The organism is Inquilinus sp. (assembly GCF_057815775.1).
Map to the genome: position 1 here is coordinate 1 of NZ_JBYRFX010000256.1, position 12,471 is coordinate 12,471.

Sequence of the window (12,471 nt, forward strand, 5' to 3'; positions counted from 1 at the left end):
CGGCAAGTCCAGCCTGCTCAACGCCCTGGCCCGGCGCGACGCCGCCATCGTCTCCGACCGGCCGGGCACCACACGCGACGTGGTCGAGGTCGCGCTCGACCTGCGCGGCTTCCCGGTGGTGCTGGCCGACACGGCGGGGCTGCGCGACACCACCGACGAGATCGAGGCCGAAGGCATCCGCCGCTCCCATCGCCGCGCCGCCGAGGCCGACCTGCGGCTGGTGATCCGCGACGCCGGCGCCCCCGCTCCCTCCGACCCGGCACTGGGGCCCGGCCCGGATAGGATCCGGGTGGCCAACAAGATCGACCAGGCGCTGGGCGTGCCCCTGGCGGCGGATGAGATCGCGATCTCCGTCCACACCGGCGCCGGCCTCGACCGGCTGCTCGATGCGCTGGCCGCGGCGGTGGAGAGCCGGCTGACCGGCGACGGCTCCCCTGCCCTCACCCGCGCCCGGCACCGGGCGGCGCTGGAGGACGCACGCGACGCCCTCGCCCGGGTGCCGGCGGCACCGCTGCCCGAGCTGGCGGCGGAGGATCTGCGACTCGCGCTCCGCGCCATCGGCCGCATCACCGGCCGGGTCGATGTCGAGGACATGCTCGACCTGTTGTTCGGCAGCTTCTGCATCGGGAAGTGAGGCGGCCCAGGGCTGTTCCTGCGGGCGGCATGGATTGCTTCGTCGGCTTCGCCTCCTCGCAATGACGGACAAGGGGAAAACTTCTCCTTCGTCATTGCGAGCGCAGCGAAGCAATCCATGTTGCCCCAGGCACAGATCCAGACGCTCTTAAAGCGATCCGAACAAGCCCTTCATCAGCCCGTCAGCCAGGGAGTGCGGCGGGACCGCCCGCGGGGCGCCGAGGCTGTTGGCGAGGTCCGCCGCGCTGGCCGCATCGTCGAGGCCGCTGATCTGCAGCTGGCCGCCCAGGATCGGCTCGCGGATGATCGGGGCCGTGACGAGGGCGCCGTCGACCGTGACCGCCATCATCTGCCCGACATTGTCGGTGGTGACCTTGGCCAGGCGGTCGCGACCCGAGGGCGTCAGGGTCAGCTCCACCACAGGCCCGGCCGAAAACACATCGGTGCCGAGCTTGGCACTGGCGATGTCGGCGGTCGACAGCAGCACATCAGGCCGCAGATAGATCACCCGCCCCTCGCCTTCGATTCGGATCAGGCCCGGCGCCGGCTCGGTCTCGGCCAGCCGGAACTCGATATCCGACGGCGTCCGCGTCACCGGGGCCGGCGTGCTCGGGATGTCGGCCGTCAGCACACTGCCGAAGGTCGTTACAGTGGCGACGAGGGTGGAGATGAGGGACAGCACGGGCAATCTCCACGGTCGATGTTTCACGTCAAACATCGTTTTTGCGTTGGCGCATTTGACCCTGCCCCGCCGCCTCCGTAAAGTCCGCCGCCATGGAACGTGCCCTCAACAGATATGACGTCATCGTGGTCGGCGGCGGCCACGCCGGCTGTGAAGCCGCGGCTGCCGCGGCGCGGTTCGGCGCGCGCACGGCGCTGGTCACCCAGCGGCTCGACTCGATCGGCGAGATGTCCTGCAACCCGGCGATCGGCGGCTTGGGCAAGGGCCATCTGGTGCGCGAGATCGATGCGCTGGACGGGGTGATGGGCCGGGTGATCGACCGCGCCGGCATCCAGTTCCGCATCCTCAACCGCAGCAAGGGCCCCGCCGTGCGTGGCCCGCGCGCCCAGGCCGACCGCAAGCTGTATCGCCAGGCGATGCAGGCGGTGCTGGCCGAACAATCGGATCTCGACCTGATCGCCGGCTCGGTCGAGGACCTGACCTTCGATTCGGCCGGCGCGGTCTCCGGCGTTGTCCTGGCCGACGGCCGCACGCTCGGCGCCGGTGCGGTGGTGCTGACCACCGGCACCTTCCTGCACGGCCTGATCCATATCGGTGAGGAGCAGTTTCCGGCCGGCCGGGTCGGCGATGCGCCGTCGATCGGTCTGGCCGACACGCTGCACCGACTCGGCCTCACCCTCGGCCGGCTGAAGACCGGCACGCCGCCGCGGCTGGATGGCCGCACCATCGACTGGGCGGCGCTGGAGGAGCAGAAGGGCGACGACCCGCCGGTGCCCTTCTCCGACCTCACCGACCGGGTGACGGTGCCGCAGATCTCCTGCTTCATCACCTACACCACCCCGGCGGCGCATGCGCTGATCCGCGCCAACCTGCACCGGGCGCCGATGTATTCCGGCCAGATCGACAGCGTCGGCCCGCGCTATTGCCCGTCGATCGAGGACAAGGTCGTGCGCTTCGCCGACAAGGAGCGGCACCAGATCTTCCTGGAGCCGGAGGGGCTGGACGACCCGACGGTGTATCCGAACGGCATCTCCACCTCCCTGCCCCGCGACGTGCAGGAAGGGCTGGTGCGCGGCATCCCGGGGCTGGAGCGGGCGGTGATCCTGCGGCCCGGCTATGCCATCGAATACGACTTCGTCGACCCGCGGCAGCTCGACCGGTCGCTGATGCTGCGCGCCGTGCCGCGGCTGTTCCTGGCCGGCCAGATCAACGGCACCACCGGCTATGAGGAGGCGGCGGCCCAAGGCCTGATGGCCGGGCTGAACGCCGCCCGCGCCGTCGCCGGCAGCGACCCGCTGCTGCTCGATAGGGCCGAGGCCTATATCGGCGTGATGATCGACGATCTGGTGACGCGCGGCGCGCCCGAGCCCTACCGCATGTTCACCTCGCGCGCCGAATACCGGCTGGTGCTGCGCGCCGACAACGCCGACCAGCGCCTGACCGCCCGCGGCATCGCCGCCGGCTGCGTCGGGGCGGAGCGGCAGGCGCTGTTCGCCCGCAAGACGATGGCGCTGGCGGCGGCGCGGCTCCAGATCCGCACCCTGTCGCTGACCCCGACCGAGGCGCGACGTCATGGCCTGGCGGTGAACCAGGACGGCGTCCGCCGCGATGGCATGGACCTGCTGCGCTATCCCGAGATCGACCTCGCCGCCCTGACCGGCATCTGGCCCGAGCTGGCGGACTGGCCGGCGGTGGTGGCCGAGCAGATCGAGATCGAGGCGAAGTATTCCGGCTATCTCGACCGGCAGGATGCCGACATCCGCGCCTTCCGTCGCGACGAGGGGCTGGCCCTGCCGCCGGATCTGGACTTCGACGCGATCGGCAGCCTGTCGAGCGAGATCCGCTTGATCCTGAAGCGGTCGCGACCGCCGACGCTCGGTGCCGCCGCCCGGTTGCCGGGCGTCACCCCGGCCGCCCTGGTGGCGCTGCTGAAGCATGTCCGGCGCGACGGGGAGGCCCGGCGTGCCAGTGCGTGAGGCGGCGTTCCCGGCGCCCCCGGACCTGGCGGAGAAGCTGGACCGCTACGAGGCGCTGCTGCGCAAATGGCAGGCGGCGATCAACCTGGTCGCCCCCTCGACCCTGGCCGACCTGCGGCGTCGGCATTTCGAGGATTCGCTGCAGCTGGTGCCGCTGATCCCCGCCGGGGCGAAGCGGCTGGTCGATCTCGGCAGCGGCGCCGGCTTTCCTGGGCTGGTGCTGGCGCTGGCCACCGGGCTGGAGACGCATCTGGTCGAGAGCGACCAGCGCAAGGCGGAGTTCCTGCGCGCTGTTTCACGTGAAACATCCGCGCCGGTGACGGTCCACGCCAAGCGGATCGAGCAGGTGCCGCCCTTCGTCGCTGATGTGGTGACGGCCCGGGCCCTGGCCCCCCTGCCCGCCCTGCTGGGCCATGCCGCGCGGTTCGCCGGGCCGCACACGGTCGCGATCTTCCCGAAGGGCCGCTCCGTCGAAGCCGAACTGGCCAGCCTCAAATCGGCCGACCATTTGACCGGCCCGGCCGCATCGCCGAAGATGACCATAGACCTCCATCCGAGCCGGACCGATCCCGACGCCGTGCTCATCCGTATCGAGGGGTTCGCCCGTGGCTGAAGAGATGACGACCCTGAGCGTGGCGGCCGAGCCTCGGCTCACCCGCACCATCGCCGTCGCCAACCAGAAGGGCGGCGTCGGCAAGACCACGACGGCGATCAACCTGGCGACCGCCCTGGCCGCGGTGCGCAAGCGCGTGCTGGTGATCGACCTCGACCCCCAGGGCAACGCCTCCACCGGCTTCGGCCTGCCGCGGGCCAAGCGCGGCCTCGGCTCCTACGATCTGCTGTTCGGCACCACCAATGTGGCCGAGGCCGCGGTCGGCACCGAGGTGCCGGGCCTGGACCTGATCCCGGCCTCGGTCGACCTGGCCGGCGCCGAAATCCAGCTGGTCGAAGCGGTGCGGCGCGAATACCGGCTGCGCAGCGCGCTGCGGCCCGGCGCCGACGGCTACGACTACATCCTGATCGACTGCCCGCCCTCGCTCGGCCTGCTCACGCTGAACGCGCTGACCGCGGCCGATGCCGTGCTGGTGCCGCTGCAATGCGAGTTCTATGCGCTGGAGGGCCTCAGCCACCTGATCCGGACGATCGAGCGGGTGCGCAAGGCGTTCAACCCGGCGCTGGAGATGCAGGGCATCGTCCTGACCATGTACGACCGGCGCAACAACCTGTCCGACATGGTGGCGCGCGATGTGCGCCAGCATCTCGGCGCCAAGGTCTATGAGACGGTGATCCCGCGGAACGTCCGCGTCTCCGAGGCGCCGTCGCACGGCAAGCCGGTGCTGGTCTACGACCTCGCCTCCTCCGGCGCCCAGGCCTATATCCACCTCGCTTCCGAGGTGCTGAAACGCGAAGAACAGAGGAGCGCAGCATGAGCGCGGCCGAGACCAACCCCCGCCGCCGCGCCAGCCTGGGCCGTGGCCTCGATGCCCTGTTCGGCGAGGCCGACGAAGCCGATATCGCCGCCGCCGCCACATCGGGTGAGCCGCGGGCGCCGCGCAGCCTGCCGATCGAATTCCTGAGCCCCGGCCCGTTCCAGCCGCGGCGGAAGTTCGACGAGGCGGAGCTGGACCGGCTGGTCGAATCGGTGCGCACCCAGGGCGTGCTGCAGCCGATCCTGGTGCGGCCGATCGAGGGCAAGCCCGACCGCTATCACATCATCGCCGGCGAGCGCCGGTGGCGCGCCGCGCAGAAGGCGAAGCTGCACGAGGTTCCGGTCGTGGTCCGGCCGATGTCGGACCGCGACGCGATGCAGATCGCGATCATCGAGAACGTCCAGCGCCAGGACCTGACCGCGCTGGAGGAGGCCGAGGGCTACCAGCGGCTGATCGCCGATTTCACCCTGACCCAGGAGGATGTGGCCCAGGCGGTGGGCAAGAGCCGCAGCCACATCGCCAACACGCTGCGGCTGCTCGATCTGCCGGCCACGGTGCTGGCCAAGCTGCAGGATGGCCTGCTCAGCGCCGGCCATGCCCGCGCCCTGCTGGGCTGCCCTGACCCGGAGGCGGCGGCGCAGAAGGTGATCGCCCGCGGCCTGAACGTCCGCCAGACCGAACAGCTGGCTCGCGACATGCGCGACCAGCCGGCCCCATCGCGGCCGGCGCCGCGCGACCCGAACCTGGTGGCGGTGGAGGAGGACATCCAGCGGCGGCTGGGCTTTAAGGTGGCGATCGAGACCACCACCAAGACCAGCGGCGTCATGCGCATCCACTACGCCGATCTCGACCAGTTCAGCAACCTGCTGCGCCGCCTGCGGGGGTGAGCCCTTCCCTGCTATGGCTGGATCAGGCCCGCCACCAGGGCTTCGATATCCGTCGTGGCAAAGGGCTTGGCCAGCAGTGGGCGGGCGGCGAATGCCTCCTTGATCTGGTCGCGCGGCCGGGAGGAGACGAAGGCGAAGGGGATCTGCCGCGCGGCCAGGATGGCAGCGGCGGGATAGACGTCCAGCCCGGCGAGTTCGATGTCGAGCAGGGCGGCGTCGAGCGCTTCCGATTGCGCCAGCGCCACGGCCTCTCGCACGGTGCCGGCCGGACCGACGGTCTCGAACCCGGCTTCGTCAAGGATATCCGCGATCGACAGGGCGATTAGGAGTTCGTCTTCGACGATCAGCACGCGGCGGGGGGCAGCGATCATGATGGGTCCGATCAGGGGCCGGCGCGGCCGCTTTTCCTAAAACGCCTGCGGGGCCTTCCCGGGTCCCGCGGAAATATATCTTTTTTAAACTTTGCGGATGAAATGCACCATCGGCCGGCCGCCCCTTGTCGCCCACGGCGGTCGGATTTGGTCAGAATTCAGCTATCTATTTGATATAATTCAACTTTTCCGTGCCACTGCGCGGGCGATGCGCATCAGCGCCGCGGCGCAGATGGTCTCCGGCGGCCGGCCGGTGCGCTTACACTCCGCCTCGGCCTCGATCAGCCGGTGCAGGGCTTCGCCGAGCTGGGCCTGGCTCCAGCGCCGGGCCTGGTTGCGGATCGCCGCCTTGGCCTTGAAGAACACCGGTGGCCGCAGCGCCGCCATGGCGGCGTCCGGGGCATCGCCGCCGTCGATCATGACGGCCAGCTGGTGCAGCCGCAGGAAATGGCGCTGCACCGCGCGCAGGATGCCGATCGCCTCGCCACCCTCCGACAGCAGCCGGGCCAGGGCGCGGTCGACCCCGACCAGGTCGCCCTCCGCCACGGCCATGGCCAGGTCGTCCAGCGATCGGTCGGTGGCGTCGCCGATGCAGGCCCGCACCGCCTCCAGGTCGATGCGGCCGCCCTCCCCGGCATAGGCGATCAGCTTCTCGACCTCGCGCCGGGCGATCTGGCGGTCGCCGACCAGCAGCGAGGCTAGCAGATGCTCCGCCTCGCCATCGGCGGCGACGCCGGCTTCCGCCAGCATGCGGTGAATGAAGCGGCCGATCGCGTCCTCGTCCGGCATGTAGCAGGCAATGGTGGCGACACCGTCCGCCGCCTCCCCCAGCTTGCGCAGGGCCGAGCGGGGCGTCAGCTCATCCGCCTCGAGCAGGATCAGCGTGTCGGTCTCGCCGCCCTTCAGGGCCGCATCCAGGGCCGGCGCAACGGCATCGGAGGCATCGCGCACCCGGACCAGGCGCCGGCCGCCGATCATCGAGATGGCGAAGACCTCGTCGACCAGCCGGGCCGGGTCGCGCCCGATCTCGGCCGACGCCAGTTCGGCGACGCGGAACGGGTCGGTCGGCGGGTCGACAACGCCGCGGGCCAGGGCATCAGCATAGTCCCGCACCGCGCCGGCGTCGGGGCCGTACAGCAGCACGGCGCGGATGCCGGGATCGGGCCGCCGGACGAAGCCGTCGATCCGGTTCGGCGGCAGCTTCACGGGTGCCGGTCGAAATACAGCGCGAGGCGGGTGCGGATGTCCTCGCTCAGCGACTTCAGCGCGCGATCCTGCGCGTCACGCTCGCCGACCAGGGTGGTGAACTGGTCGCTGAGGATGTTGAAGCTGGTGATCTCCGTGGCGGAATCGGAGAAGACGGGCTGGCCGGTCTTGCGATCGGTCAGCACCATGCTGGCGGTCAGCGTCAGGTTCTTACGCGTCGTCGTCTGGTCGCTGATGATGTTCACGTCCTGCTCGGACTCTCGGCCAGCGCGACCGTGAGGTCGTAGGCCGGCTGCGACGGCCTGCCGTCCGGGTTCAGCGTACGGATCAGCTCTGCCCGCAGCGTCTGGCCGGACCGGTCGCCGATGAGGCCCACATTCACCGTCCCCAGCTTGTCGGCCATGGCCGCGCCGACGGAGTTGGTGCCGTAGAGCGGCCGCAGCCCACAGGCCCCGAGCGCGAGGATCAGGAGCAGCGGCGCTGCACGCCGAACCCAGGAATTAGCCCACGACATTGACGATCCTATTCGGGACGACGATGACCTTGCGGACGGTGCGGCCTTCCAGGGCGCGCGCGACATTGGCATCGGCCAGGGCGGCCTCCCGCGCCGTCGCCTCATCCACATCGCGCGGCAGGATGAGGGTGGCGCGCAGCTTGCCGTTGACCTGGACCGCGACCGTGGCCGTGTTCTCGACCAGCAGGGCGGGATCCGCCTCTGGCCAGGCGGCGTCGGCCAGCAGCCCGTCATGGCCGAGATGCTGCCACAGCGCCTCGCCGATATGCGGCACCATCGGGCCGATCAGGCGGATGATGCCGTCGAAGGCCTCGCGCAGGGCCCAGGCCTCGCCCTGCCCCGTCCCGTCTATCTTGCCGACCAGGTTGGTCAGCTCGCGGATGCGGGCCACGGCCTTGTTGAAGTGGAACCGCTCCAGGTCCTCGCCCATGGCGGCGATGGTCCGGTGCAGCGCCCGGCGCAGCCCTTCCGCCGCCGGGCTGAAGCCGTTCGGTGCCGCGGTGCCGGCGGCCGGCAGCTCGACCGGGCATTCCGTCACCAGCCGCCACAGCTGCTGCAGATAGCGCCAGGCGCCTTCGATGCCGGCTTCGGTCCACTCCATGTCCCGGTCCGGCGGGCTGTCGGACAGGATGAACAGCCGCGCGGCATCGGCGCCGTAGGTGTCGATGATGATCTGCGGGTCGACCGTGTTGCGCTTGGACTTCGACATCTTCTCGATGCGCCCGGCCGTGACCGGCCCGCCATCGGACAGCGTCGTCCAGTTGCCCTGCTCGTCGCGCGACACCTCGGTCGGGTACAGCCAGGCACCGTCGCGGTCGCGGAAGGTCTGGTGCGTGACCATGCCCTGGGTGAACAGCCCGGCGAAGGGCTCCTCGACGCCGAGATAGCCGCAGCGCTTCAGCGCCCGGGTGAAAAAGCGGGCGTACAGCAGGTGCAGCACCGCATGTTCGACACCGCCGACATACTGGTCGACCGGCAGCAGCCGGTCGACGGCGGCACGGTCGAAGGCCTGGTCGCTGCGCGGCGAGCCAAAGCGCGCGAAATACCAGGAAGATTCGAAGAAGGTGTCGAAGGTGTCGGTCTCGCGCTGGGCCTTGCCGCCGCAGCTCGGGCAATCGACATGCTTCCAGGTCGGGTGCCGGTCCAGCGGGTTGCCCGGCTGGTCGAAGGTCACATCCTCCGGCAGCGTCACCGGCAGCTGGTCCGCCGGGACCGGCACGATGCCGCAACGATCGCAATGGATGATCGGGATCGGGCAGCCCCAGTAGCGCTGGCGCGACACGCCCCAGTCGCGCAGCCGGTAGCGAACCGTGCCCTCGCCCGCCTTGCGGTCCTGCAGGGCGGCGATGGCGATGTCCTTGGCCTCGGCAACCGACACCGGCTTCGCCGGCGTCAGCGGGCCGATATCGTAGCTGTAGGGGCCACGATCGGTATCGCTCAAGGCCTCGGTCAGTGCGGCGCCGTCCGGCCGCGCCTCGCCGGCCGGCCACAGCACGGCTTTGACCGGAAGGCCATAGGTGCGGGCGAAGTCCAGGTCGCGCTGGTCATGCGCCGGGCAGCCGAAGATGGCACCGGTGCCGTATTCCATCAGCACGAAATTGGCGACATAGACCGGCACGGATATGGACGGGTCGAGCGGATGCACGGCGCGCAGCCCGGTGTCGATGCCGCGCTTCTCCTGCGTCTCGATCACCGCCTCGCTGGTGCCGGTGCGGCGGCATTCGGCAATGAACTCGACGATATCAGGGTTGCCGCGGCCGATTTCGTCGGCCAGCGGATGGTCCGGCGAGATGGCGCAGAAGCTGGCGCCGAACAGCGTGTCCGGCCGGGTGGTGAAGACTTCCAGGCCGTCTTCCCTGCCCTGCAGCGGGAAGGTGACGCGGGCGCCGACCGACCGGCCGATCCAGTTCTCCTGCATCAGCCGCACGCGCTCCGGCCAGCGCTCCAGCGACGGCAGCGCCGCCAGCAGTTCGTCGGCGTATTCGGTGATGCGCAGGAACCACTGGTTCAGCTTGCGGCGCTCGACCGGCGCGCCGGAACGCCAGCCGCGGCCATCGATCACCTGCTCGTTGGCCAGCACCGTGTTCTCGACCGGGTCCCAATTGAACCAGGATTCCCGGCGGTAGGCCAGGCCCGCCTCCAGGAAGTCCAGGAACATCTTCTGTTCGTGGCGGTAGTAGTCCGGATGGCAGGTCGCAATCTCGCGGTCCCAGTCCAGCGACAGCCCCATCGACTGCAGCTGGCCGCGCATCGCCGCGATGTTCTCATAGGTCCAGGCCGCCGGATGGGCGCCGCGCTCGATCGCCGCGTTCTCCGCCGGCAGGCCGAAGGCGTCCCAGCCCATCGGGTGCAGCACGTCATGGCCCAGCGCCCGGTGATGCCGCGCCACCACGTCGCCCAGCGTGTAGTTGCGGACATGGCCCATATGGATGCGCCCGGAGGGGTAGGGGAACATCTCCAGCACATAGTATTTCGGCCGGTCCCCGAGCGTCTCGAGCCGGAAGGTGCCGCGCTCCCGCCACACGGCCTGCCACTGCGATTCGGTCTCTCGGTGGTTGTAGCGGGACATCTCGATGCTCTGGTGCGGGGACACCCAGCGGCAGGCCCGGGCGCGGACCTGGGGCGATCATTGATTCTGGCGGCTTTGCCGAGGCAGACCCGCCCAGGCATTTACAAGGAAAGGGCGCCGGGGATCAATCCCGCGGCGCCCTTCCGGTCAAATCTGGCCAACCAAGTCTGGGGCGCGCGGCCCGGCTACTGCTTGGTGTCCTGCTCAAGCCCGCTGATGCGCAGCTGGCGGGCCTTGGTCAGGATCGTGTCCTCGAGCGCGTTCGACATCGTGTTGGGCGGCGCGGCGTCGACCCAGCCGCCCTTGCCCTGGGTCTGGCGGAACACGCTGACGCGCACGCCGTCGGACCGCAGCTCACGGCCGAGGATGTAGACGTTCAGGCGGTAGCGCTCACCCGGCGCGGTCGGCGAGGTGTACCAATCGGTGACGATCGTGCCGCCGAACGGATCGGCGCCGGTGATCGGCATGAACGACACGGTGTCGAGGCTGGCGCGCCAGAGATAGGCGTTCACGCCCAGGACGGCGCCTTCGCCGAGATCCTTGCCGGCGCCCTTGTTGGCGCCGGGGCCGAAGCTCAGGCCGCCCGGCCCGAAGATGCTCTGGTTGTCGGGCGCCGGCTTGTCGCGGCCGGGGCCGAGGTCCGGCGAGGGGCCGATCTTGACGTCATCCGAGCAGGCGGCCACGGAGAGGACGAGCGTCAACAGGGCGATCAGGGCTCTCGGCGACATCAGGCTCTGCCACATAGAAAAAGGGAGCGGCATCATAGCCGCTCCCCTATTTTAGGCCAGAAGATTGTCAGACGGCTCAGAACGAGACGTGCAGACCGGTCTGGAACACGGTGTTGTCGAGCGAGCTGCTCTGGAGATCGTTACCGACCTTGCGGAAGTTCTGACGCTCCCAGGTCACTTCGCCGAAGGTGTTCAGGCCCGGGGCGATGTTATAGACGACCGTGCCGGACGCGATGTGGTTGTCCTTCAGGTCGTTGGCGCTGCTGCTGAAGTCGCCGCCGAGGTTGTTGTTCTTTTCAGCCCAGGTGTAGGAGTAGCCGAGGCCGAATTCGAACGCGCCGACCACGTAGGACAGGCTGCCGGTGAGGCTGTTGAAGGCCTTGTCGGTCTGGCCGGAAGCGAAGCCGCTGGAGGTGTTGATCCAGTCGATGCTGCCCGTCAGGCCGCCGGAGCCGATCTGGGCGCCGAGGGAGTAGGTCTCGAGGTCGAAGTGACGCTCGACACCGTTACCGTAGGTCGCGGTGCCGGACGCGATGACCGAGAGGCCGTCAAAGTCACCACTGTAGTACGCGCCGCCGGCGACCACGTTCTCCCAGACGACATCGTCGCCGGTGTTCGAGAACGTGCCGGTGACCGGATCGAAGACGTCCGGAGTGCCGCCGTCGTTCCGCAGATCGTTGACGCCGCCGTTGCCGGAGTGGCCCTTGCCGCCGACGACCGGGGCGAAGTCGAACGCGAAGGACAGGCCGCCGAAGCTCGGCGAGGTGTACTTGATGCGGGTGTCGTTGCCCACGGTGTGGTAGCTCGGGTCCAGCGACAGGAAGTTGCCGCCGCCATAAGCGTACAGGCCGTCGATGTTGTCGGCGTAGCCGCCGGCGAGGCCCATGTTCGAGATCGCCGCGTCATGTGCGAAGACATACGCCATGTCGGCGCCGACACCCGGCTGGTCACCGAAGGTGATCGTGCCGAAGCCGCCCTTCACATAGACGTAGGTGCGGTCGACGGTGACGTTATTCTTGCGGTCGACATTGTTCATACGGATGCGGGCGCCGTATTCCAGGCCCGAATCGGTGACGTTCTTGATGTCGAACTGCAGACGGGCGCTGGTGAAGAAATCATAGTCGCGGTCGCGGCTGCCATCGGTGCCGGAGCTGTCCAGGATGAGAGCGGCCTGGGCGCCGACGAAACCGTGGGTCTTGATTTCCATCTCTGCAGACGCCGGGGCGGCCGCCATCGCGGCAACAGCAAGTGCCGTACCACCCAGCAGAATCTTCTTCATTTCCTACCTCCTAACGCGGCCATAAAGACCGGATGTCTCTGTCGATGTCCCCTCGAAGACGACACCACCGGCCAGGGGGCTAATGGCATCGATCTGCAGGTTATACGGGGCAGCCATGTCAGCCGACAATCTGCAAGTTGCAGAGAAGTCACAAAAGCCGGGAGCTGTGCTCCAATTGCAACATAACGATCGGAGA

12 protein-coding genes are annotated in these 12,471 nt (G+C 69.2%); 5 read left to right on the forward strand and 7 right to left on the reverse strand.

All coding sequences use genetic code 11. The features are described from left to right. Positions 1-634, forward strand: a 634-nt coding sequence (locus AC3XYG_RS09070; RefSeq protein WP_489139494.1) for a GTPase, incomplete at its 5' end; no start/stop codon positions are given. A gap of 147 nt (positions 635-781) precedes the next feature. Here the strand turns inward: AC3XYG_RS09070 and AC3XYG_RS09075 are convergent. Continuing rightward, a complete protein-coding gene (locus AC3XYG_RS09075; protein ID WP_489139495.1) occupies positions 782-1,315 on the reverse strand; it encodes a SecDF P1 head subdomain-containing protein in 534 nt (177 codons plus the stop codon). 92 nt (positions 1,316-1,407) lie between these two features. On the opposite strand from AC3XYG_RS09075, the gene mnmG reads away from it, so the two are divergent. Genes mnmG through AC3XYG_RS09095 form a run of 4 tightly spaced genes read left to right on the forward strand, consistent with a single transcriptional unit; the run spans position 1,408 to position 5,608 of the window. Then, positions 1,408-3,291, forward strand: a complete 1,884-nt coding sequence (gene mnmG / locus AC3XYG_RS09080; protein ID WP_489139496.1) for a tRNA uridine-5-carboxymethylaminomethyl(34) synthesis enzyme MnmG — start codon at positions 1,408-1,410, stop codon at positions 3,289-3,291. After that, complete coding sequence (rsmG, locus tag AC3XYG_RS09085; protein WP_489139497.1) at positions 3,278-3,904, forward strand: 16S rRNA (guanine(527)-N(7))-methyltransferase RsmG; 627 nt, start codon at positions 3,278-3,280, stop codon at positions 3,902-3,904. Before mnmG ends, rsmG begins: the two co-directional genes overlap by 14 nt. Positions 3,905-3,908: 4 nt before the next feature. Then, positions 3,909-4,721 carry a ParA family protein gene (locus AC3XYG_RS09090; RefSeq protein ID WP_489139498.1) on the forward strand — a complete coding sequence of 271 codons (813 nt, stop codon included), beginning with the start codon at positions 3,909-3,911 and terminating at the stop codon, positions 4,719-4,721. Further along, a complete protein-coding gene (locus AC3XYG_RS09095) occupies positions 4,718-5,608 on the forward strand; it encodes a ParB/RepB/Spo0J family partition protein (RefSeq protein ID WP_489139499.1) in 891 nt (296 codons plus the stop codon). Before AC3XYG_RS09090 ends, AC3XYG_RS09095 begins: the two co-directional genes overlap by 4 nt. Before the next feature lie 11 nt (positions 5,609-5,619). On the opposite strand, the gene AC3XYG_RS09100 is transcribed toward AC3XYG_RS09095, so the two are convergent. The 6 genes from AC3XYG_RS09100 to AC3XYG_RS09125 form a co-directional block, all read right to left on the reverse strand. Continuing rightward, positions 5,620-5,979 carry a response regulator gene (locus AC3XYG_RS09100; protein WP_489139500.1) on the reverse strand — a complete coding sequence of 120 codons (360 nt, stop codon included), beginning with the start codon at positions 5,977-5,979 and terminating at the stop codon, positions 5,620-5,622. 180 nt (positions 5,980-6,159) lie between these two features. Then, positions 6,160-7,185 (reverse strand): DNA polymerase III subunit delta, encoded by a 1,026-nt coding sequence (gene holA, locus AC3XYG_RS09105; protein ID WP_489139501.1) that lies wholly within the window; start codon positions 7,183-7,185, stop codon positions 6,160-6,162. Further along, complete coding sequence (gene lptE / locus AC3XYG_RS09110) at positions 7,182-7,682, reverse strand: LPS assembly lipoprotein LptE (protein WP_489139505.1); 501 nt, start codon at positions 7,680-7,682, stop codon at positions 7,182-7,184. Before lptE ends, holA begins: the two co-directional genes overlap by 4 nt. Positions 7,683-7,685: 3 nt before the next feature. Next, complete coding sequence (gene leuS / locus AC3XYG_RS09115; RefSeq protein WP_489139502.1) at positions 7,686-10,292, reverse strand: leucine--tRNA ligase; 2,607 nt, start codon at positions 10,290-10,292, stop codon at positions 7,686-7,688. Positions 10,293-10,453: 161 nt separating this feature from the next. Then, a complete protein-coding gene (locus AC3XYG_RS09120; protein ID WP_489139503.1) occupies positions 10,454-10,996 on the reverse strand; it encodes a DUF3576 domain-containing protein in 543 nt (180 codons plus the stop codon). 76 nt (positions 10,997-11,072) lie between these two features. Beyond that, positions 11,073-12,275, reverse strand: a complete 1,203-nt coding sequence (locus AC3XYG_RS09125) for a porin (RefSeq protein ID WP_489139504.1) — start codon at positions 12,273-12,275, stop codon at positions 11,073-11,075. Positions 12,276-12,471 lie beyond the last annotated feature (196 nt).

Bases quoted from the DNA above. Each gene is read 5' to 3' on its own strand.
- AC3XYG_RS09125 (WP_489139504.1), bottom strand. From the start codon at position 12,275: ATGAAGAAGATTCTGCTGGGTGGTACGGCACTTGCTGTTGCCGCGATG.
- AC3XYG_RS09100 (WP_489139500.1), bottom strand. From the start codon at position 5,979: ATGATCGCTGCCCCCCGCCGCGTGCTGATCGTCGAAGACGAACTCCTA.
- AC3XYG_RS09090 (WP_489139498.1), top strand. From the start codon at position 3,909: ATGACGACCCTGAGCGTGGCGGCCGAGCCTCGGCTCACCCGCACCATC.
- AC3XYG_RS09095 (WP_489139499.1), top strand. From the start codon at position 4,718: ATGAGCGCGGCCGAGACCAACCCCCGCCGCCGCGCCAGCCTGGGCCGT.
- mnmG (WP_489139496.1), top strand. From the start codon at position 1,408: ATGGAACGTGCCCTCAACAGATATGACGTCATCGTGGTCGGCGGCGGC.
- AC3XYG_RS09120 (WP_489139503.1), bottom strand. From the start codon at position 10,996: ATGTCGCCGAGAGCCCTGATCGCCCTGTTGACGCTCGTCCTCTCCGTG.